The sequence below is a fragment of the Pseudomonas extremaustralis genome (assembly GCF_900102035.1).
GTDB lineage: Bacteria > Pseudomonadota > Gammaproteobacteria > Pseudomonadales > Pseudomonadaceae > Aquipseudomonas > Aquipseudomonas extremaustralis.
In genome coordinates this window covers 984,807-1,004,906 of the sequence record NZ_LT629689.1, presented here as the reverse complement: position 1 = coordinate 1,004,906, position 20,100 = coordinate 984,807, and the positions used below count along the sequence as shown (strand labels likewise).

15 protein-coding genes are annotated in these 20,100 nt (G+C 61.8%); 6 read left to right on the top strand and 9 right to left on the bottom strand.

Annotation, left to right across the window (positions count from 1 at the left end; genetic code table 11):
* Positions 1-125: 125 nt before the first annotated feature.
* Both BLR63_RS04925 and BLR63_RS04920 read left to right on the top strand, forming a co-directional pair.
* Positions 126-1,742 carry an NADP-dependent glyceraldehyde-3-phosphate dehydrogenase gene (locus tag BLR63_RS04925; protein ID WP_010566889.1) on the top strand — a complete coding sequence of 539 codons (1,617 nt, stop codon included), beginning with the start codon at positions 126-128 and terminating at the stop codon, positions 1,740-1,742.
* A gap of 23 nt (positions 1,743-1,765) precedes the next feature.
* The gene (locus tag BLR63_RS04920; RefSeq protein ID WP_042947409.1) at positions 1,766-2,827 is read left to right on the top strand and encodes an FUSC family protein; all 1,062 of its coding nucleotides are present in this window, start codon (positions 1,766-1,768) and stop codon (positions 2,825-2,827) included.
* A gap of 56 nt (positions 2,828-2,883) precedes the next feature.
* On the opposite strand, the gene BLR63_RS04915 is transcribed toward BLR63_RS04920, so the two are convergent.
* Positions 2,884-6,705 carry a hypothetical protein gene (locus tag BLR63_RS04915; RefSeq protein WP_010566891.1) on the bottom strand — a complete coding sequence of 1,274 codons (3,822 nt, stop codon included), beginning with the start codon at positions 6,703-6,705 and terminating at the stop codon, positions 2,884-2,886.
* 292 nt (positions 6,706-6,997) lie between these two features.
* Positions 6,998-7,750: a TetR/AcrR family transcriptional regulator gene (locus tag BLR63_RS04910; RefSeq protein ID WP_010566892.1), complete on the bottom strand. Its 753-nt coding sequence runs from the start codon at positions 7,748-7,750 to the stop codon at positions 6,998-7,000.
* A gap of 357 nt (positions 7,751-8,107) precedes the next feature.
* On the opposite strand from BLR63_RS04910, the gene BLR63_RS04905 reads away from it, so the two are divergent.
* From BLR63_RS04905 to BLR63_RS04890, 4 genes are read left to right on the top strand one after another with little or no spacing between them, the layout of a single operon-like run.
* Positions 8,108-8,815, top strand: a complete 708-nt coding sequence (locus BLR63_RS04905; protein ID WP_042947403.1) for an ABC transporter ATP-binding protein — start codon at positions 8,108-8,110, stop codon at positions 8,813-8,815.
* Positions 8,812-10,011, top strand: a complete 1,200-nt coding sequence (locus BLR63_RS04900; protein WP_010566894.1) for an ABC transporter permease — start codon at positions 8,812-8,814, stop codon at positions 10,009-10,011. The genes BLR63_RS04905 and BLR63_RS04900 overlap by 4 nt, the downstream gene beginning before the upstream one ends.
* Entirely contained in the window at positions 10,004-11,482 is a 1,479-nt protein-coding gene (locus BLR63_RS04895) for a TolC family protein (protein WP_010566895.1), read from the top strand. Before BLR63_RS04900 ends, BLR63_RS04895 begins: the two co-directional genes overlap by 8 nt.
* Complete coding sequence (locus tag BLR63_RS04890; protein WP_010566896.1) at positions 11,472-12,716, top strand: efflux RND transporter periplasmic adaptor subunit; 1,245 nt, start codon at positions 11,472-11,474, stop codon at positions 12,714-12,716. The genes BLR63_RS04895 and BLR63_RS04890 overlap by 11 nt, the downstream gene beginning before the upstream one ends.
* A 214-nt stretch (positions 12,717-12,930) precedes the next feature.
* Here the strand turns inward: BLR63_RS04890 and BLR63_RS04885 are convergent, their stop codons facing one another.
* From BLR63_RS04885 to BLR63_RS04855, 7 genes are read right to left on the bottom strand one after another with little or no spacing between them, the layout of a single operon-like run.
* The gene (locus BLR63_RS04885) at positions 12,931-14,325 is read right to left on the bottom strand and encodes an FAD/NAD(P)-binding protein (RefSeq protein WP_010566897.1); all 1,395 of its coding nucleotides are present in this window, start codon (positions 14,323-14,325) and stop codon (positions 12,931-12,933) included.
* Positions 14,326-14,337: 12 nt separating this feature from the next.
* Positions 14,338-15,105, bottom strand: a complete 768-nt coding sequence (locus tag BLR63_RS04880; protein ID WP_010566898.1) for an ABC transporter ATP-binding protein — start codon at positions 15,103-15,105, stop codon at positions 14,338-14,340.
* Between the two features lie 3 nt (positions 15,106-15,108).
* The gene (locus BLR63_RS04875; RefSeq protein WP_010566899.1) at positions 15,109-16,449 is read right to left on the bottom strand and encodes an ABC transporter substrate-binding protein; all 1,341 of its coding nucleotides are present in this window, start codon (positions 16,447-16,449) and stop codon (positions 15,109-15,111) included.
* A gap of 17 nt (positions 16,450-16,466) precedes the next feature.
* The gene (locus tag BLR63_RS04870; protein WP_010566900.1) at positions 16,467-17,516 is read right to left on the bottom strand and encodes a branched-chain amino acid ABC transporter permease; all 1,050 of its coding nucleotides are present in this window, start codon (positions 17,514-17,516) and stop codon (positions 16,467-16,469) included.
* Positions 17,517-17,520: 4 nt separating this feature from the next.
* Entirely contained in the window at positions 17,521-18,402 is an 882-nt protein-coding gene (locus tag BLR63_RS04865) for a branched-chain amino acid ABC transporter permease (RefSeq protein WP_010566901.1), read from the bottom strand.
* Positions 18,402-19,172, bottom strand: coding sequence for an ABC transporter ATP-binding protein (locus tag BLR63_RS04860; protein WP_010566902.1), 771 nt, complete (start codon positions 19,170-19,172; stop codon positions 18,402-18,404). Before BLR63_RS04860 ends, BLR63_RS04865 begins: the two co-directional genes overlap by 1 nt.
* Positions 19,169-20,071 (bottom strand): AMP-binding protein, encoded by a 903-nt coding sequence (locus BLR63_RS04855; protein ID WP_010566903.1) that lies wholly within the window; start codon positions 20,069-20,071, stop codon positions 19,169-19,171. The genes BLR63_RS04860 and BLR63_RS04855 overlap by 4 nt, the downstream gene beginning before the upstream one ends.
* Positions 20,072-20,100: the final 29 nt, after the last annotated feature.

Sequence of the window (20,100 nt, the reverse complement as noted above, 5' to 3'; positions counted from 1 at the left end):
AGAAAGCCACAGAGTTTACCCGGCGCATGCCACCGTGCGTACTCCAAAGCGCACAAGCCTTGCCATGAAGCCGGTTGTTGGGTGACTCTCTAGTCATGTTTTGAAACCATTTCAGGGGTAGCGCCATGAGCACCAACAACCTGCTTGCCCAGCTGTTTCCCGCCAGCGCCGCCGATATTCCCGAGCAATTCCGCCTGGCAGCGCCCATCGAACAGCGTGACTACCTGGTCGACGGTCAACTGCAGATGTGGAACGGCCCGCTGGCCCAGGTCATCAGCCCGGTGCAATTCGGGGACGAACGCGTGCATATCGGCAGCACCCCGTTGCTGGACGCCGACACCGCCCTCACCGCGCTGGACGCCGCCGTGCGTGCCTATGACCGTGGCCAGGGTGCATGGCCGACGATGCGCGTGGTCGAGCGGATCCAGCATGTGGAAGCGTTCTTGCGGCGCATGCGCGAACAGCGCGAGGCGGTGGTCAAGCTGCTGATGTGGGAGATCGGCAAGAACCTCAAGGACTCGCAGAAAGAATTCGACCGCACCTGCGACTACATCACCGACACCATCAATGCCCTCAAGGAACTCGACCGCCGCTCCAGCCGCTTCGAGCTGGAACAGGACACCCTCGGCCAGATCCGCCGCGTACCGATGGGCGTGGCACTGTGCATGGGCCCCTACAACTATCCGCTCAACGAGACGTTCACCACGCTGATCCCGGCGCTGATCATGGGCAATACCGTGGTGTTCAAGCCGGCCAAGCTCGGCGTGCTGCTGATCCGCCCGTTGCTGGAAGCATTCCGCGACAGCTTCCCGGCCGGGGTGATCAACGTGATCTACGGCAGCGGCCGTGAAACCGTCAGCGCGCTGATGGCCAGTGGCAAGATCGACATTTTTGCCTTTATCGGCACCAACAAGGCCGCCAGCGACCTGAAAAAACTGCACCCCAGGCCGCACCGCTTGCGCGCCGCGCTGGGCCTGGATGCGAAAAACCCTGGCATCGTGCTGCCCGAGGTGGATCTGGACAACGCCGTCAGCGAAGCGATCACCGGCTCCCTGTCGTTCAACGGGCAGCGCTGCACCGCGTTGAAAATCCTGTTTGTGCACGAGGATGTGGTCGCCAGTTTTATCGAGAAATTCAACCGCAAGCTGGCCACGCTTAAACCCGGCATGCCCTGGGAAGACGGCGTTTCGCTGACGCCATTGCCCGAGGTGGGCAAGGTGGATTACCTCAACGCGCTGGTAGCCGATGCGGCGCAACACGGCGCCAGGGTTGTGAATGACAACGGCGGCATCAGTCGCGGGTCGTTCTTCTACCCGGCGGTGCTGTACCCGGTGAACCCGCAGATGCGCGTGTACCATGAGGAACAATTCGGCCCGGTGGTGCCGATCGTGCCCTATCGCGACCTGGAGACGGTGATCGACTACGTGCTGGACTCGGATTTCGGCCAGCAACTGAGCCTGTTCGGCACCAACCCGGCGGACATCGGCCGCTTGGTCGACACCTTCGCCAATCAGGTCGGTCGCATCAACATCAACGCCCAATGCCAACGCGGGCCGGACAGTTTTCCCTTCAATGGACGCAAGAACTCGGCCGAAGGCACCCTGTCGGTACATGACGCGCTGCGCGTATTTTCGATCCGCACCCTGGTGGCCACCAAGTTCCAGGAAAGCAACAAGGCGCTGCTGGGCGAGATCCTGCACAACCGTGATTCGAGCTTCCTGACCACCGACTACATTTTCTAGAGGACGATGCGCTGTTGATTAACCTGCCTTTGCCTGCGTTTGCCCGGCGCCTGTTGCGTCCGCTGCTCGACCCGTACCGCCGCTATCGCCATGCCAAGTTGATCCACGCCGTGCGCGTGTCCATCGGCTTGCTGGCCACGATCCTGCTCACCACCGGCATCAACCTGCCCCACGGTGAATGGGCGTCGGTGACCATGCTGATCGTGATCGGCGGCTTGCAGCACCACGGCAATATCGGCAAGAAAGCCGTGGAACGCGCCTATGGCACCTTGATCGGCGCCAGCGTCGGCCTGTTGATCGTGCTGCAGCAGGCCTATTTCGGCCAATCGCTGCTGACTTATCTGTTGATGTCGGGGGTGTGCGGGTTCTTTTCCTATCACGCCATCGGCAAGGGCGGTTACATCGCGCTGCTGTCGGCGATCACGGTGTTCATCGTCGCCGGCCACGGGGACAATCCGATTTCCGACGGCCTGTGGCGCACCGTCGACATCCTGATCGGCATCGCCCTGGCCCTGGCGTTCTCCTTCGCCCTGCCGCTGTATGCCGTGTACTCGTGGCGCTACAACCTGGCCAGTGCCTTGCGTGATTGCGCGCAGATCTACAGCCGGATCATCAATGGCCAGTCGGTCACTGACGATGAGCACCTGAAACTGCTCAACCGCCTGAATGCGGCGATGCTGCAACTGCGTTCGCTGATGCCATCGGTGTCCAAGGAAGTGCGGATTTCCATGACCGAACTGGACACGATCCAGCGGCACCTGCGTCTGTGCATCAGCACCCTGGAGATTCTCGGCAATACCCGCCCCGACCCACAGGACAAACAAGCGATGGCGCGAATGCAACTGATATTGCGGGCCGAGCACCGGCAGATCCGGGTGCAGTTGGTGGGGATGGCGCGGGCGTTGAAATCGGGGGTGACGGAGCGGTTGGAGAGACCGAGTTCGACTTCGACTCAGGAGCCAACCCTTGAAGTGCCACTGCACAGTGCCATGGATGGATATCGGTTACTGACCCTGCAATTGGCTGCAAACATCGATGCAATGCGCCAGCGTTTGGCGAAGACATCCAGGCAGTGGAAGATTTGAGCCTGGAAAAAAGGGACAGCCTACCCATCATCAGATAAGGCTGTCCCTTCTGACGACTACCTCAAGCCTACGCCCAGCAGATTGTTCCCCGCCCAGACTTTAAAGTTGGCCTCAGCGCCTGTATTGATGTTCCGACCGTAGTAATAATCGAAGAGTAAGTTTCTGCCTCCGTAAGTACTCGACCAATAGGAAAAATTACCCATCGGCCAGCGGGAACCATATGCATTGCTCAATGCGCGTAACTCATCAATGCTTGCCAGGCGCAACCCTTGGCTGCTGGCATTGTTACGGATTTGCGCAAACCCACCGCCCCCCAAGCCATAACACAGCACCACACCACTGACAGAAACCGCATAGCTGCGCGTTTGCGCCGGTAAGGAGGAGTCTCGCACGGTGATCGTCGCTGTCCCGTTGCCGCGCACGGTGACCAACCCCGTCGAATCGACGACCGCCACCGCCGTATTGTTGGAGGAGTAGCTATACGGCGCTGTGCCGCCTGTCGCAGCACGGCGAACCGAGTTGCCGGAACCAAACGCTGGCAACACTCCGGGATTACCCGGTATCAGGTAAGTACGTGTGCTAAGGAAAGCAGTGCTTGTGTCCACAACCAACGGGCTGAGCAGGCTGATGGTGTATTCGGTAGTCGGAAACGGTACCGCATCAGACTCGTCCTGACTGCCATTGAACGTGACCTTCAGATGCAGCGTGATACGTGCATTGTTGGGCAGGCTCAGTAACCAGGCTCGACTGACCGCAATGTTCGCCAATCCGTTGGCCTGCTGTTGTGGGGTCAACGAGTGATTTACCAGCACTGGCAGCGGTGCGATGCCGGAACTGCTAGTGGTGAGAGTCAGCCACACCCGTTGGCCTGCAAGGCTCAGGGGCCATTTTTGACTGGCCGCCAAGCCATCGCCCGTGAAGCCCGGCGGGTTAAGGCTGCCACCGTGGGCCACGTTATTGATCAGTGCACGCGGAAGACTGGCCGGCAGGATGGTGCCCACCACGACCGTTTGCTCTTCGGAGACGGCGGACCCTCCCCGGCCCAGCTCAACCGAATACTGCAGGTGAATCGTGCTGTTGACGCTGCGAGCGATGAGGTCGTTTTTGATATTGAACGTTACGGTGCCACCGTCCAGCCCGTCCTGGGTCGCGATATACGCGATGCTCCCGTCCGCGTAGATCCAGTTCAAGGTAACCCTGTCCGTACCGCCCTGGTTCATGTTCGGATAACTCACCAGCACTTGACATTTGTTTTCGACGCTCAGGGGATTGATGGACACCACCTGTTCATCCTGGGGCACCGAATCCTTGATTTTCGGGAAAGGAAAGGTAGCGGACACCAGCTCGATCCTATGGTGCCGGACCTCAAACAACACCGCGTTGTCGAGTTCATCGCTATGGTCAAACGCGACCCAGAAGCGGATGGTCAACTCCGACCACTCCTGCAAATTACGCAACGCCAGCACCGGCGTTTCGCTGCTGACGCCATAGAGCGCCTCACTGACGTCGACAGGACGCGCACGAAAAATCTCGTTTTTATAAGCCGCACCCGTATTGCGCGTACCGTCATACGCGAGCCACATGCGCTGCCCTACCTTGGCGTAAGGCCAGGCAGGTACGCGGGTTTCATCAAAATCGGCAAGCAGCGGCACGTGCAGTACCGCATCCTCGCCAATGCTGTCGATTACCGGACCCGACGGATGATGCAGGCTCAGCAGGCGCAGCGTCAGAACGGGTGAATCCGTGGCGAAGCCGTTGCGGATAACGGTGAACGACACCAGGATATCGCGTCCAAGGGGGTGGATATTAAACCCGATGACGTCGGAGGGGACGGTAAAGTCGATGTGGTCCCCGCTCTGGTTTTCCTTGATTTCAAAGTAGGAGCCGGCACCTGCCAGTCCTACCCATTTGACCTCCACCTTGTCTTTAGGCTTGATCGAGTCATACCGCAACCGCACTGTCGCGCCGTTCGGCCAGACCTGCATCGGGTCAAGTTCATCGGGTTCAGTCGTCGCCTGCAGCACCTCAGCCAAGAACAACTCACCCAAGGCAGTTCCGATGCTTACCACCAGTTCTTCGGAATACAGATAAACACCGCCACGATCAATCCAGTAGCTGACCGTGAGCGTTCCGTCGATGTTATCGAGGAACAAGTTCTTTGAAATGTCTATAAGTAACGGGTTAGCGTCCATGAACAGCGTGTATTCCTCCTGCAGCAAACCACTGTTCGAGCCGGTGTAGTGGACGGTAACGATGTCGCCCTGTTTGAAATTCGCCCGCAGCTCGAGGGTGCCGACGCTACCCACCGTCTTGGGGTCGACGTTGCCATTAACCGCTTCCCAGATCACCGGAGCCGGCTGATCCCGAGGTGGCCGTCCGATTTGCACCCACAGACGCTCGGATTCACGGGACCCAGTCGCGCCGTGGACGATGTAGTGAACGTTGGTGTCCCTCAACCCTTCCAGACGCATATAGAGAGCGTTCTCAAAGTCGCGGGTACGTGGGGGGGTGCCCGCAAGACGGGTCGAGGTAACAAGCTCCTGGGTGTTATCCACGTGCAAGCCATTGAGCCTGACCTCCAGAGCATCACCCGGGGAACCTGAGGGCTGGTAGTCAGGCATATTGACGGTAATGCGAACATGGTCCGGCGCGATGAATGGGCCATGAGCCTCATTGACACTCGGCTTGGGCAAATCATAACGCTGACCGATCACTGCAACGGACGCACTTCTGGAAGGCAGATCCTCCGTCAGCGCGCGTATGCGCACGTAATCGACAACCATCGTACTGAGCAAAAAGGACCTGACCACCTCATTACGGATCGGGAAATAGAGGTAATCAGGCACTTTCTTGACACTCTGTCTGAACGACTCACTGATATAGGTTCCATCAAAAGTCATCCCATGAACCGTCAGCACGATCTCGTCACCGATTCGGAACAACGGCGGATTGCGGAACGGGATCTCCACCAGCGCGTTTGCAGGCTCTTTGCCCAGCGCGTCAGCATCCAGTGCCATCAGATCAAGGTCAGCCTCCAGAATGAACGGTTCGGGAAGCAGCGTCAGTTGCAGGTTCACCGATATGTGTACCGGCTTGCTCCAGTGCTGCAATTCACCCGACATATTGAGCACTTCGTCATACAAATAGAATGCCACCGCATGCTCCCCGCTGCCGGCGGCGACGATAAACGCCTCGTCAATCTCGAACGTCAGGTCCTGCCCCACTTGCTCGGGCGTTATCCGAGGAATCTCGAAACGATTTCCTCCCCAATAGAACATCACCAGGTCATTGACCCTCATGTGCTCCCAGGCCTTGATCGTTGCCGTCGTGCTTTGCCCAGCACCGATGATCTTGTCCCTAAGCGTCAAATGCAGCTCCGAGTGCCACTGCTCAAACGGGCCCTTATCAATGCCGCCAGGACGGGTTTGCTTGATAAATACGATCTGAGGGGGGGAAGTACTGGGGGTCGAGGAGCCTATCCTGAGTACCTCACCATAAACGTCCGGAATGAATAAAAAACTCATGCCGGGTTGAAAGCCCAATGATTCTCGAGGGACATTCAAGAAGAATCGATCCTCGCTTACCTGAGCGGCCGTGATGGTGCTATCGGCCTTGCTGACATTCCCGAAATATATGCGATAAGTGTCACCTTCTCGAAGCTCGAACCACCGCTCGAAGATAAAGTCGACGCCTCCTTCGATATGACGCAGGCCCAATCCGTACGACGCGCCTTGTACAGGCGTGACCTGTAGCGGAGACGTGTAGGGAGAGTCCAGATCTTCGATTACTGTAACCGCTGGATCGTAGGGCGCCGGCTTGCGGACAGCTGGTTTCTTGGCATTGGGAACAGGTCTTGAAGAGGAGGGCTTGGTCGACATTTTCATTCTCCAGGTTGAACAGCGTGTTTACAGAACACGCGCCTAGGGAAATCAAAGACCCGCTCAGTACAGGCGTCTAGCTGTGAAATTTGACAGTAGCGACGAACGGAAGTCCGTAGCGTCACGTACAAAACCGCTCGTGCTTTGAAATAGACGCTTCACTTTCACACTTTCTCTTACATTTCTTTCACGCTTTATTCACATCCACAGACGTAGGGTGAAGCCTCATCCGTTACAAATGTTGCAAATCAAGCCCGCCGCCCCAGCGGGCTTTTTTTGCCTGGAATTTGACCTAACGCGAGACCTTGCTTGTGGATGCAGAGGCTTGCTCGCGAATCGCGCGCTGGGTATCCAGCACCTTGGCCAAGGCATTTTCAGCTTCCGGACTTTGCTGTGGCACGCGAATCGCCGCAGAAACCAGCGTGATCAACTTGGCCATGACTTCGGCATCCGTCGCCGGGCGGCCAAGGCTCATGGAGTTCATCAGCAAGCGCAGTTCAGTCCCCGCCATTACCCCGGAAATCGCCTTGAGCGCAAATTGCAGGCGGACGCCCAGCTCATTGCGGGGCAAATCCGGCAAGGCCAGGGCGAAGGCTTCGAAGAAACGCTGGAACACCGGCTGGTAATGCACCTTGAGGTATTCCTGGATGAACGGCGAGGTGTCGCTGTAGACCCGCCCCAGGAACCGAATGAACGAACGCCCTTCACCACTGGCCGGATCGCTGCGCTCCAGGCCCATGGCCGGGGCGAACAGCACGCCGAGCAGGGTGTCGCAGTCCAGCGGGCCGTCGGATTCGGCTTCGCACCGTGCCAGCAGTTCCAGGCGTTGCTCGTTGAGCGGCTCCAGGCGCTGCATCAGCAGGGTTTTCATCAGGGAATCCTTGTCCCCGAAGTGGTAATTCACGGCGGCCAGGTTCACCTGGGCACGCTCGGTAATTTGCCGCAGCAACACCGCGTCATAACCGTACTTGATAAAAAGAGCCTCTGTCGCATCCAGCAATCGAGTCTTGGTAATGTTTGGAGCGCTGAGTTTCTTCGCGGCCATAAAAGTTCCACGTGGGAAATATTGTTTTAAAAAATAATTTGATTTTTTTATACCGGGCCCGCCGTCCTAAAGCAAGTGATGACACTCCGCCATAGGGTCAAAAGCCTTGACTGATGGGCTTTTCAAGGCAGGTCGAGGACTCGTTGGGGAGTATGGACGCCCGCTGAGCAAATCGTTTCAAAGGGTAAAAACGCTCTATCTCCATGGCTGGCGAAGCCGACGGAACGCGGTTAGTATTCAAAGAATATTTTAAAAACAAGAAACAAAACCAGTCCGTGACGCGTACCAGGCGGCTCCCGAACTTGTTACAAAGCTTTTCAGGGGCGTGGCGGCAGCATCGAGACTGAAGGCGTAGTCATGATGACAAACACCCCCGCGCACCCAGGCTTGATCTCTCTGCAAGGCATCGGCAAAAGCTATCAGCTGGCCGGGCAACACCTGTCGATTCTCAATGATGTATGCCTGTCCATCGCCAGCGGGGACAGCTGCGGCATCCTCGGTGCCTCGGGCTCCGGCAAAAGCACCCTGCTCAATATCCTCGGCCTGCTGGACTTGCCCAACTGCGGCCAGTACCACTTTGCCGGCCACGATATTTTCAACGCCAGCCCCGACCAACTGGCCGCGATCCGTAACCAGCAGATCGGTTTTGTATTCCAGAGCTTCAACCTGCTGCCACGCCTGAGCGCCCTGGACAACGTCGCCCTGCCCCTGAGCTATCGCGGTATGTCGCGCCATGAGTCGGTGGAACAGGCCCTGCGCATGCTCGCACAGGTCGGTCTGGCCGAACGCGCCCACCATCGTCCCGCCGATCTCTCCGGCGGCCAGCGCCAACGCGTGGCGATTGCCCGCGCGCTGGTGGGCAAGCCGTCGGTGATCCTCGCCGACGAGCCCACCGGTAACCTCGACAGCACCACGGCCCAAGAGATCATGGACCTGCTCCTGGCGCTGAACCGCGAGCAACAGGTCACGCTGATCATCGTTACCCACGACCCGCACATCGCCGAGCGCCTGGAACGCAAGATCCTGGTGCGCAACGGCGTGGTGCAAGAGGCCGGGTGCCGATGAGCCCGCGGGTCGAACAGAGCCTGAGCCAACTGCTGCACGAGGCGCTCGTCAGCCTGCGCACCCTGGGCAAACGCTCGATCCTGGCCTTGCTGGGTATCGTGATCGGCAGTTCGTCGGTGGTGGCATTGATCAATATCGGCCACAACGCGGCGGTGGATGCCGCGATGATTTTCAAGGACATGGGCACTGACACCCTGGTCGTCCAATTCCCGCCGAAGGGCAACAGCAATGTGCCGATGCGCACCCACCTCGATCTCGACGCCGTGCGCCAGGCCGTCCCCGGTATTGCCCATATTGGCGCGCTCACCCTGTTCAGCGGGCCTGTCGTGTTTCATGGTCGCAGCGCCAATGCCAATGTGGTCGGCATCACACCGGACATCAAAGACGCCATGCGCCTGGTGGTGCAGGACGGGCGTTTCCTGTCGAGCTTCGATGCCAACGAAACCTACGCCGTGATCGGCGAGCAATTGGCCCAGCGCCTGGGCACACCGGGCGATGCGTTGAAAGTGGGCGAGCGCGTGCGCATCAACGACTACCTGTTTGTGGTGGTGGGTCTCCTGCAGCCTCAACCACGGGCGATGCTGATGCCGGTCCAGGCCAACGAGTCGCTGTTTCTCCCCGCCGACGGCATGCGCCGGATCTACGCCACCCCGCAAATCGGTAACGTGATCATCCGCGCCGCCCCCGACCAGGACATGGAGCATATCGCGACGCAGGCCGCCGCCGCCTTGAATGCCCAACTCACCGACCACGAGGTCGGCATCACGGTGCCCCAGCAAATGATCGACGGCATGACCCGCCAAAGCCGCACCTTCGCTTACCTGCTGCTGGCCCTGGGCGCGATCTCCCTGATCGGTGGCGGTGTCGGCGTGATGAACGTGATGCTGATGAACGTCTCGGAACGCCGCCGCGAGATCGGCATTCGCATGGCCCTGGGCGCGCGCCAGCGGGATATCCGCAACCTGTTTCTGCTCGAAGCGGTGACGCTCACCGCAGTCGGCGCGCTGTGCGGCGCGGTACTGGGCATGACGGCCGCGTGGCTGTATGCGTGGCTGTCCGGCTGGGCGTTCGCATTGGCCGTCGCCGCCCTGCCCCTGGGGATCGGCAGTACGCTGTTTGTGGGCTTGTTCTTCGGTATCTACCCGGCGGTCTCGGCCTCGCGGTTGCAGCCGGTGGAGGCATTGCGCGATGAGTAAAGGCCTGTGGCTGCTTGCGTTGGTGTGCCTGCCCGGTGTGGCCGCCGAGGTAGTCATCAAACCGTCGGCGCCGGGTACCACCCGCAGTGGTTACGAGCGCAGCGTATCGCTGAATGCCCAGACCACCAGCTTGACCCTGGGCGACGCCGTGTACCTGGGCCTGCGCAACAACCCGGCGATCCGCAGCGCGTACCTGCAACGGGTGGCGCAGAAATTCGACCTGCGCGTAGCCGAAGATACGTTCAACCCCAAGCTCACCCTCAACAGCTATTACCGCAGTACCCGCGGCTCCAGCGACAATTCGCGCAACGCCAACGTGGCGCCGGCCACCAGCCTGCTCGGTGAGTACGGCACCCGCCTGAGCATGGCCTGGACCCAGCAACTGAACAACGCCGACCGCGCCGGCCGCTACCGCAGCGACGGCCTGGACCTGGCATTGATCCAACCGTTGATGCGCGGCGCCGGCTGGAACGCCACCACCGCGCCGCTGCGTCTGTCGCGCCTGGCGGAACAGGCCAACCGTTTGAACCTCAAGGCCACCGTGGCGCAGACCATCAGCCAGATCATCGCCACCTACCGCGAGTTGCTGCGCGCCCAGGAGCAACTGAGCATCGTGCAGGATGCGCTCAAGCGTTCCGGCACCTTGCTGGAAGTGAACAAGGCGTTGATCAGCGCCGGGCGCATGGCCGAGTTTGAAATCGTGCAGACCGAGGCCGACATCGCCACCCAACAACTGGGCGTGGAAGAGGCGCAGAACCAACTGGACACCAGCCGCCTGGCGCTCCTGCGCCTGCTGGCCCTGGACCTGTCCACGCCGATTCGCGCCACCGAAGCCCTGGAGGCCAAGCCCATGCAGATCGACAAGCGCCAAGCCTTCAACCTGGCGCAGACCCAGCAACCGGAATACCTCGCCACTCTGCTCGGCAGCCAGCAGGCCGACCTCAACCTGGTGATCGCCAAGGACTCCGCGCGCTGGCAAGTGGACCTGGTGGCCGGCGCGAACCAGATCCGCGACAACTACGACAACGATGCCGGGCGCAGCAGCAACCGCACGTGGGACAGCTACGCCGGGGTGCAGGTGCAGATCCCCATCGGCGATATCAGTACGCGCCAGGCCGAAGTGCGCGCGCGGGTGAACGTCGAGGACCAGGAGATCCGCATCACCGATGCCCGCCAGGAACTGGAACGCAGCGTCAACGATGTGGTGCGCGACCTCGGCACCCGGTGGCGCCAATATGAAATCTCCCAGCGTGCGGTGGAGTTGTCGCGGCGCAAGATCGAGATCGAGCGGGAAAAACTCAGCGCCGGACGCTCCACCAACTTCCAGGTGCTGAGCTTCGAGACCGACCTGCGCAACGCCGAAAACGCGCAAATCAATGCGCTGATCGCTTATTTGAACGCCCAGACCCAGCTCGACTTGACCCTGGGCATGACGCTGGAAAGTTGGGAAATCGCCCTCAATGACTACTAATCAGAAACGCCTGCTCGGCGCTGCGGTGATCGTGTTGCTAGCCGGCGCGGGACTGGCCTTGCGCAGCCCGGCTTCAAACCCGGCCACCGCCGCCGAACAGTGGCTGGCGGTCAAGCCCGACCCGCTGGTGCACCAGATCGGCCTGGTGGGCAAGATCGAGCCCGACACCACCCTGACCCTCACTGCGCCCTTCGATGGCAATGTGCAGGCCAACCTGGTGGAGCAAGGCCAGCGGGTCGAGGCCGGGCAGGTCCTGCTGCGCATGGACCCGTCCACCCTGGAAGTGCAATTGCGCGACGCTCTTTCCGCCCAGCTCAAGGCCCGGCGCACCGTGCAAGAGATGCAGGACTGGGACAGCAGCCCCACCGTCAGCCGCGCGCGCCGCAGCCTGCGCACCGCAGAAATGACCGCCGGCAATACCCAGCGCAAACTGACCGAAAGCGAAAACCTGTTCCAGCGCGGCATCATCCCGCGCAATGAACTGGACGACCTCAAGCAACAGGCCCAACAACAACAGCTGGACCTCACGTCGGCCCGCAGCGAATTGCAACAGGCACTGGAGCAAGGCAAGGGCGAATACCGGCAGATCGCCGATATGGAACTGACCAACGCCACGGTGAAATACGAGGCCCTGCGCAAGCTGCTCGACGGCCGGGAAGTCAAGGCGCCCTTCTCCGGCATCGTGGTGCCCGCGCCCGGCAATAACTCACCCCAGGGCGGCGCCAACAACAACACGCCCGTGCAGGCCGGCAGCAAGGTCAGTCAAGGCCAGGTGCTGTTCGGGCTGGCCAATATCGAACGCTTGAAAATCGTCGCCAAAGTCTCCGAGCTGGACATCAACCAACTGCACCAGGGCCAGGCCGTGGAAGTGCTGGGCGATGGCTTTGATGGCGAGCGCCTGACCGGCTCGGTGAGTGTGGTCAGCGGGTTGGCGATTGCCAGCGACAGCCAGGGCAGCGCGCAGTTTCCGGTGACCCTGTCGATCCCCCAGCTGACGCCCCAGCAAGTGCAGCGTGTGCGCCTGGGGATGAGTGCGCGGCTGACCATCGTCACCTACAACAATGCCCAGGCGATAGTGATTCCGAGCCAGGCGATCCGGCCGGACATGACGGTGGAGTATCGCGCGGCGATGGACCAGCCGGTGGAGCGGGTGACGGTGACCACCGGGCAGTCGACGCCCCAGGGGGTTGAGGTGTTCGGGTTGAAGGCGGGGTTTGTGCGGGTGGGGTCTTGAGGCGGGGTTCGGCTTGAGATTGGCCCCTCACCCCAGCCCTCTCCCCAGGGGGAGAGGGAGCCGATCGGGGAATATTGGAGCTCTGCATCGACCTGAAGCTTTGCCTCTGAATCCACAATCGACTCGGTGGTTCAGGTCAATGTATCAACCCGCGCAACTCGGTCGGCTCCCTCTCCCCTCCGGGGAGAGGGCGGGGGGGTGAGGGGCGCCCCCGTCAGCCCCGCCCCAATCGCGCCGCCAACGCCTTCGCCTGCAACGCCACATCCGTCACCGCCGTACTCTCCCACCACATCCCGCGCAAAGGCGGGCCCATGGCGAACAGCCGCGGGCTCACCTGCCCCCGAGCATCCAGCACCGCGCCGGAGGTGTCCGCCGCAATCCCCAACGCCAATGGCCCAGGCTGAATCAACCCACGCTTGAGCAACTGCTGCGGCAGCGGCCTTGCCACCCGGCGCCAGTCGTATTCGATGCCGCTGGAGTTGATCAGCGCGGCGCCGGACACCTGGGTAAGCGCCTGTTCGCCACGCGGGCGCAGACGAATCGTCACGCCCTCCCCACCCGGCTCCAGCCCCTTGAACGACGCAGCACGAATCCGCAGCCGCCCCTCTTCATGCAGCCGCGCCACCAACTGCGCGCTCAACGGCGGCGAGCGGTGGTGATGGCTCTCCCACCAGGGCCGCACATGACGCACGAACTGGCGTTTCTCGCGCTCGCTGGCCTGGCTCCACAAACGGCCGATATGGGCGCGCACCGTGTCCAGCGGCGCCTGCCAATCAATGCCCTGGGCCAGCGCGATCCGGCATTGGCGACGCACTTCGCGCAGCAATTGCCGAGGGCTGCGCAGGCTGTGGTCGGCACCGAGAAAATCTTCCCAGCCCGGCGGCTGCCGGCGCACGTGCGGCAACAGGCCATGGCGTGAAAACACCTCGATCGGCCCACGATGCCCGGCCTGCTCCAGGGACACCACGGCATCCACCATGGTCAACCCGGAACCGATGATCAGCACCGTCGACAGTGGGTCGAGTTGGCGCATGGCCGCCACGTCCCAAGGGTCCACGGCGGCGGCGTTCAAGCCGCTGGATTGGGTTTGCGGCGTACGCGCCGCCGGGAACATGCCGGTGGCCAATACGGCGTGGGCACCGCGCAGGTGCTGGCCGTTGTCGAGGGTCAACAGGACCGAATCGGCGTCCACTTGCAGGTCGACCACTTCGGCGCGGATATGCTCGACGCTGGACGCTGACTGCGCCTTGGCTTCGGCCAGCCGCTGCTGCGCGTACAAACCGAAAATCCCGCGAGGCGGGAACAATTCACTGATGGGCACAGGCTGTTCGTGCGCCTGCGGCCAGCCGCCGGCGCCGATGTAGTCGGTGAGCCATTGGGTCAGGTCGTCGGCATTGTCCGGGTCGACGCTCATGCGCGCGGCGTTGCCGTTCAAGGTGTGGCCCAGTTCGACTGCACTGTAGGCCTCGCCACGCCCGAGTTCACTGCGCGGTTCGATCACCAGGATCTGCCGCCGGCCAGGCAGGCGCAGCAGTTGCACGGCCAGCATGGTACCGCTCAGGCCGCCGCCGATGATCAGGACATCAGCGTTGCGGATGGTTTCAGTCATGCAAATTCGCCTTTACTGTTTACCCAGATAAATGTCGTGCAAATCGCCCCGCGCCAACAGTTCGGCGGCGCTGCCACTCAAGGCCACGCGGCCAGTATCCAGCACGTAGCCCTGGGACGCATAGGTGAGCGCGACGTTGATGTTCTGCTCGGCAATCAGGAAGCTCACCTGCTGTTCGCGGTTGAGCTGCGCGATGATCTCGAAGATTTCCTGCACGATCATAGGCGCCAACCCCATGGACGGCTCGTCGAGCAGTACCAAAGTAGGACGGGTCATCAACGCCCGACCGATGGCGACCATCTGCTGCTCGCCGCCGGAGGTGAGTCCGGCGCGGGTATGGCGCTTGGTCTTGAGCCGGGGGAACCAGGCGTAGATGCGCTCCAGGTCCGCCTCCATGGCCTTGCGGCTCAGGCGCCGTACAAAACCGCCGCTGCGCAGGTTGTCTTCAACAGTCAGTTGGCCGAACACATGACGGCCTTCGAGCACATGCACCATGCCCTGGCGCACCCGCTGGCTGGGGTCGACACCGGCCAGGTCGACGCCCGCGTATTCGATCACGCCACGGCTGACCTCGGCGCGCTCGGCCCGCACCAGCCCGGAAATCGCCTTGAGCGTGGTGCTCTTGCCCGCACCGTTGGCGCCGAGCAGCGCCACGATCGCGCCCTTGGGCACACTCAGCGACACCCCGGCGACGGCGAGGATCGCGCCGTCGTAGATCACTTCGATGTCATTGACGCTCAACAGCGACGGGCTGGCGGATACAGCGGCAGTCTGGCTCATGGTTTATTCATCCCCGGTGCAGGTGCGTGGTGTCAGGCCTTTTTCCTTGGCGAACGCTGCGGATTTTGCGTCGATCAGCGGGCGCAACAAGGCGCGGTCGGCGGCAATCCAGTCGCTGACCAGCGTCCACTGGGTGCCGTCCCACTGCTGCACGCGCGCCGAACCACCGCCTTCGTGGTCACGGCACGACAGCTTGAGGTTTTGCATCAGGCCCAGGTAACCCATGGCCTTGAGCCGCGCGTCGTCGATATTCAGATGTTCCAGGCCCCAGCGGCCCTCTTCGCCATTGAGCGGGCGCTTGCCGAATCTGGCCTGGGCGGTGCGGATCGCTTCGACCGCCACGGCGGCGTTCACAAGGCCCGAGTTGTAATAGACGCTGCCGAAGTTCTTCAGGTCCTTGAGGTCGCTGTGGCCTTTATCGAGTACGTACTGTTTGAGGCGTTTGTGGATTTCGAAATCCGCTCCGGCCGGGTATGGCGTGAGCGCCAGGTAGCCTTTGGCGGCGTCACCGGCGGGCAACACGTCTTCGCTGGAACTGGCCCAGATATCGCCGACGATATGGTCCACCGGGAAGCCGAAGCGTGCAGCGGTCTTCACCGCCACCGGGGTGGACACGCCCCAGGTGCGCAGGAACACCCAATCCGGGTTGGCCTGGCGTACCTGGCGCCATTGCGCCGACTGCTCGTTGCCGGGGTCGGCCACCGGAATCTGGATATTCTCGAAGCCGTATTTCTCGGCGAGCAACTTCAGTGGCCCTAGGGTTTCGCGACCGTAGGCCGAGTCGTGGTAGACCGTGGCGATCTTCTTGCCCTTGAGTTTGTCGAAGCCGCCTTCACGCTGGGCGATGTAGTTCACCAGGGACGAGGCTTCGCTGTAGAAGGTCAGCATCACCGGGAAGTTGTAGGGAAACACCGTGCCGTCGGTGGCTTCGGTGCGACCGTAGCCGAGGGTGATCAGCGGGATCTTGTCGACTTCCGCCCGTTCGCTCAGGGCATAGGCCGCCGGTGCGCCGTTGGGCTGATACACCGCGACCGGCGCGCCATCCAGGCCATTTTTAAAGCGCTCGTAGCACTCGATGCCCTTCTCCGCCGTCCATTCGGTCTCGCATTCCTGCCACACCAATTTGACGCCGTTGATACCGCCTTCGACCTCGTTGATGTAGCGCAGGTAGTCGATCATCCCGGCCCACACCTGCACGCCGCTGGAGGCATAGGCGCCGACGCGGTAGGTGGCCAGGGGGAAGAATTGCTGGTCGGCCGAAGCCATGGCCTGGGGGACTGCACCGGCCAGCACGGCCAACGAGAGCGCGGCGCCGGCCAGGGAACGTTTCAAGGATGCACGCATGGGAGTTCTCATAGAGGTCAGAAACGTAGCGGCCACTGACGCAGCCGATCGCGAAGGTTGTGCAACAGGCGAATCAAGCCCTCGGGTTCCTTGATCAGGAACACGATGATCAACACGCCAAAGATGATTTTCTGCAGGTTCTGCAACTGCCCCGCATCCACCGAACCGCCGAACAACAGCTGCCCGGCGTGGCTGAGGAAGATCGGCAGCAAACTGATGAACGCCGCACCGACGAAGTTGCCGGCGATGCTGCCCATGCCACCGATGATGATGATGAACAGGATCTGGAACGAACGGTTGATATCGAAGCTGCTGGCGCTGGCCGTGCCCAGGTAGGCGAAGGCCCACAGCGCGCCGGCGATACCCAGGTAGAACGAGCTGACTGCGAAGGCCAGGCGCTTGTAGCGCACCACCGGGATACCGACCACGGCGGCGGCGGTGTCCATGTCGCGGATCGCCATCCAGTTGCGGCCCACCTGGCTGCGCACCAGGTTGATCGCGGTCCAGGTCAGCAGCAGCACCGTCACCAGGGTCAGCAGGTAACGGCCCAACGGCGTGTTCAGGTCATGGCCGAACAGCGCCAGTCTGGGCGCGGAGATAGTGCCGGACGAGCCGTAGTTGTAGAACCAGGGGAATTTGACAAACACCCACTCCAGGAAAAACTGCGCCGCCAGGGTGGTGACCATCAGGTAGAAGCCCTTGATCCGCGAACTGGGCAGGCCGAACACCAGGCCGACCACGGCGCTGATCAGGCCGCCGCCGAGCAACGCCAGCGGCAAGCCCAGCTCCGGCAGGCGCAGCAGGAACCCGTAGGTGGCGAAGGCGCCGACGGCCATGAAACCGGCCGCGCCCACCGAGGTCTGCCCGGTGTAGCCGGTCAACAGGTTCAGTCCCAGACCGGCCAGGGACAGCACCAGGAACGGGATCAGGATCGCATTGAGCCAATAATCGTTGCCCCACAGCGGTACCACGATAAAAGCCAGTACCAGCAGGCCGATCAGGCCAAAGGGCACGCGGCGCTGGATCAGCAGCAGCGGCGCGGTTTGTTGAGCTACAGGTAGCGACATGGTTTCAGACTCGCTCGATGGCGCGCTCGCCGAACAGGCCGGCGGGACGGATATACAGGAAGGCCAGGGCCAATACGTAGGCGAACCACGGCGTGATGCCGCCACCGATCAGCGGGCCGATATACACCTCGGCAAGGTTCTCCGCCGCGCCGACGATCAGCCCGCCGACAATCGCCCCGCCAATCGAGGTGAAGCCGCCGATGATCAACACCGGCAGGGCCTTGAGCACCACCAGCGACAGCGAGAATTGCACGCCCTGGCGCGCGCCCCACAACAGCCCGGCCACCAGCCCGACAATCCCGGCGACCGCCCAGACGATCTGCCAGATGCGGTTGAGGTTGATGCCGATGGACAGCGCCGCCGTGGTGTCATCGGCCACCGCACGCAGCGACACGCCGATGCGGGTCTTGTTGAACAGCAGCGCCAGCACCGTCACCAGCACCACCGCGACCGCCGCTGCGATCAGATCAAACTGGCTGAGCATCAACGGCCCGAGGAACAGCGGCACGTCGTCGATGCCCAAGTCCAGGGCGCGCACCTGCGAACCCATCAGGCCTTGGGCCAGGCCTTCGATGACAAACGACAGGCCCAGGGTGGCCATGAACAGCGTGATCTGCGAACGGTTGACCAGTGGCCGCAGCACCAGGCGTTCGATGCACAAGGCGCCGACGATCATCACGATCACCGTCAGCAGCAACGCCAACGCGAACGGCACGCCCTGGTCATGCAGGCAGACAAACGTCAGCGCCGCAAACAGCAGCATTGAGCCCTGGGCGAAATTGAATACGCCGCTGGCCTTGTAGATCAGCACGAAGCCGATGGCGACCAGGGAATACATGGTGCCGGCGAGCAGTCCGCCGAGCAGGGTTTCGAGGAAGAACGTCATCAGTGCTTGACTCCCAGGTAGGCCGCGATGACCTCGGGGTTGGCTTGCACCTCGGCCGGGGTGCCGTCGCCGACCTTGCGCCCGTAGTCGAGCACCACCACGTGGTCGGACAGGCCCATGACCACGCCGATGTCGTGTTCGATCAACACCACGGTGGTGCCTAGTTCGCGGTTTACATCTGCGACGAAGCGCGCCATTTCCTGTTTTTCCTCGGCGTTCATCCCGGCCATGGGTTCGTCGAGCAGCAACAGGCTGGGCCCGGCGATCAAGGCACGGCCCAGTTCCACACGTTTTTGCAGGCCGTAGGACAGGTTGCCCACCAGCACATCGCGATAGGCCTGTAGTTCGAGAAACTCGAGGATGCCCTGGGCCTGCAAGCGGAATGCCTCGGCTTCACGCCGTGCACGGGGCAAACCGAGGGCCTGTTCGATAAAGGTGCTGCGCATGTGCCGCGACAGGCCGGTGAGGATGTTGTCGAGTACGCTCATCTTCTTGAACAGTGCGTTGTTCTGGAAGGTACGGCCAATGCCGCGGCGCGCCGCCCCCAAGGGGTCGATGCGCTGGAAGTGCTGGTCCTCGAACACGATCTCGCCGGCGTCGAAGCGGTACACGCCGTTGAGCACGTTGAGCAATGAACTTTTACCGGCGCCGTTGGGGCCGATCAGCGCGCAGATCTCGCCGCGCTGTACATCGAAGGACAAGGCGTTGATCGCCTTGACCCCTTTGAACGACAGCGAGATATCCCGCACCTGGAGAATGGCTTGGCTCATGCGATGTCCCGTTTGAATTCAGCCAGCCACGTTGGCTCGTCGGTGGATTTGAGCGGTTGCCAGATATAGGCCAGGCGTTGAAAGCCGAGCAGTTTGCGTACGCGGTTTTTCAGCAGACGGCGCAGGCCGCTTTGCGGGTGGGCGATGGCCCAGTCGCAGAGGCGACGACGCCAGGTGCCGTGGGGCGCCAGACGGCTTTCGATGTCGTCGGCCACGTGCTGCAAGCGCGGGGATGACAGCAGTAGGCCGGTCGGTGCGACCTCAGTGCGATCGCGCCGGGACGAGGCCTGGCTTTCCGGGAAGGCCAGACCATGGCCACTGCTCAGCCATTGCGCCAGCACGACCGCCAGGCCGCCTTGCCAGTGAGTCCCCTCCTCGCTCCAAAACAGCGTTTCGTCGCGCGGCTGCCACCAGCGCTGCACGTGTTGCGCTGGGTCTGCCGGACCGAGCAATTGGTTGAAGTCCAACACGTTGGCGGCCTGCCAATGCCGCACCTGCTGGCGACCCTGCACATAAGAATGGGTCGGACGAATGCGCCACAACTGTTGCTGCAAAGCCTCGGCGTCCAGGTCGTCGGCGAGGGTCAGGACCTGGCCGCCCACGGACTGCGCGGCCAGGGCCAACAGCAACAGGTTAGGCTCGTACGCGCCGCTGAGGGCCAGCCGTGACTGCTCGTTGAAACCCTGCTGGCGCAAGCCGTCGGCCAGGCGTTCCACATCGCGCAAGGTGTCGATCCAGCGCCAGGCATACCACTGGCCCTGGCGCTTGTGGCGCAGTGCTGTACGCAGCGGCGTGATCTGCGCCCAGTGGTGCAGTTGTTCCAGGGCATTGGGCAAGTTGTCGAGCCGTTCGGCAGGCCATTCCAATACCAGCGGACGTTTGAGTGCGTGCACGCTCATAGGGGTGATGCTCCTATTGGGTGGTCAAG

What these genes read in the sequence shown, in the direction of transcription:
- BLR63_RS04895 (WP_010566895.1), top strand. Translation starts at nt 10,004, where the DNA reads ATGAGTAAAGGCCTGTGGCTGCTTGCGTTGGTGTGCCTGCCCGGTGTG.
- BLR63_RS04885 (WP_010566897.1), bottom strand. Translation starts at nt 14,325, where the DNA reads ATGACTGAAACCATCCGCAACGCTGATGTCCTGATCATCGGCGGCGGC.
- BLR63_RS04925 (WP_010566889.1), top strand. Translation starts at nt 126, where the DNA reads ATGAGCACCAACAACCTGCTTGCCCAGCTGTTTCCCGCCAGCGCCGCC.
- BLR63_RS04900 (WP_010566894.1), top strand. Translation starts at nt 8,812, where the DNA reads ATGAGCCCGCGGGTCGAACAGAGCCTGAGCCAACTGCTGCACGAGGCG.
- BLR63_RS04860 (WP_010566902.1), bottom strand. Translation starts at nt 19,172, where the DNA reads ATGAGCCAAGCCATTCTCCAGGTGCGGGATATCTCGCTGTCGTTCAAA.
- BLR63_RS04865 (WP_010566901.1), bottom strand. Translation starts at nt 18,402, where the DNA reads ATGACGTTCTTCCTCGAAACCCTGCTCGGCGGACTGCTCGCCGGCACC.
- BLR63_RS04910 (WP_010566892.1), bottom strand. Translation starts at nt 7,750, where the DNA reads ATGGCCGCGAAGAAACTCAGCGCTCCAAACATTACCAAGACTCGATTG.
- BLR63_RS04905 (WP_042947403.1), top strand. Translation starts at nt 8,108, where the DNA reads ATGATGACAAACACCCCCGCGCACCCAGGCTTGATCTCTCTGCAAGGC.
- BLR63_RS04870 (WP_010566900.1), bottom strand. Translation starts at nt 17,516, where the DNA reads ATGTCGCTACCTGTAGCTCAACAAACCGCGCCGCTGCTGCTGATCCAG.
- BLR63_RS04880 (WP_010566898.1), bottom strand. Translation starts at nt 15,105, where the DNA reads ATGAGCCAGACTGCCGCTGTATCCGCCAGCCCGTCGCTGTTGAGCGTC.
- BLR63_RS04915 (WP_010566891.1), bottom strand. Translation starts at nt 6,705, where the DNA reads ATGTCGACCAAGCCCTCCTCTTCAAGACCTGTTCCCAATGCCAAGAAA.
- BLR63_RS04875 (WP_010566899.1), bottom strand. Translation starts at nt 16,449, where the DNA reads ATGCGTGCATCCTTGAAACGTTCCCTGGCCGGCGCCGCGCTCTCGTTG.
- BLR63_RS04855 (WP_010566903.1), bottom strand. Translation starts at nt 20,071, where the DNA reads ATGAGCGTGCACGCACTCAAACGTCCGCTGGTATTGGAATGGCCTGCC.
- BLR63_RS04890 (WP_010566896.1), top strand. Translation starts at nt 11,472, where the DNA reads ATGACTACTAATCAGAAACGCCTGCTCGGCGCTGCGGTGATCGTGTTG.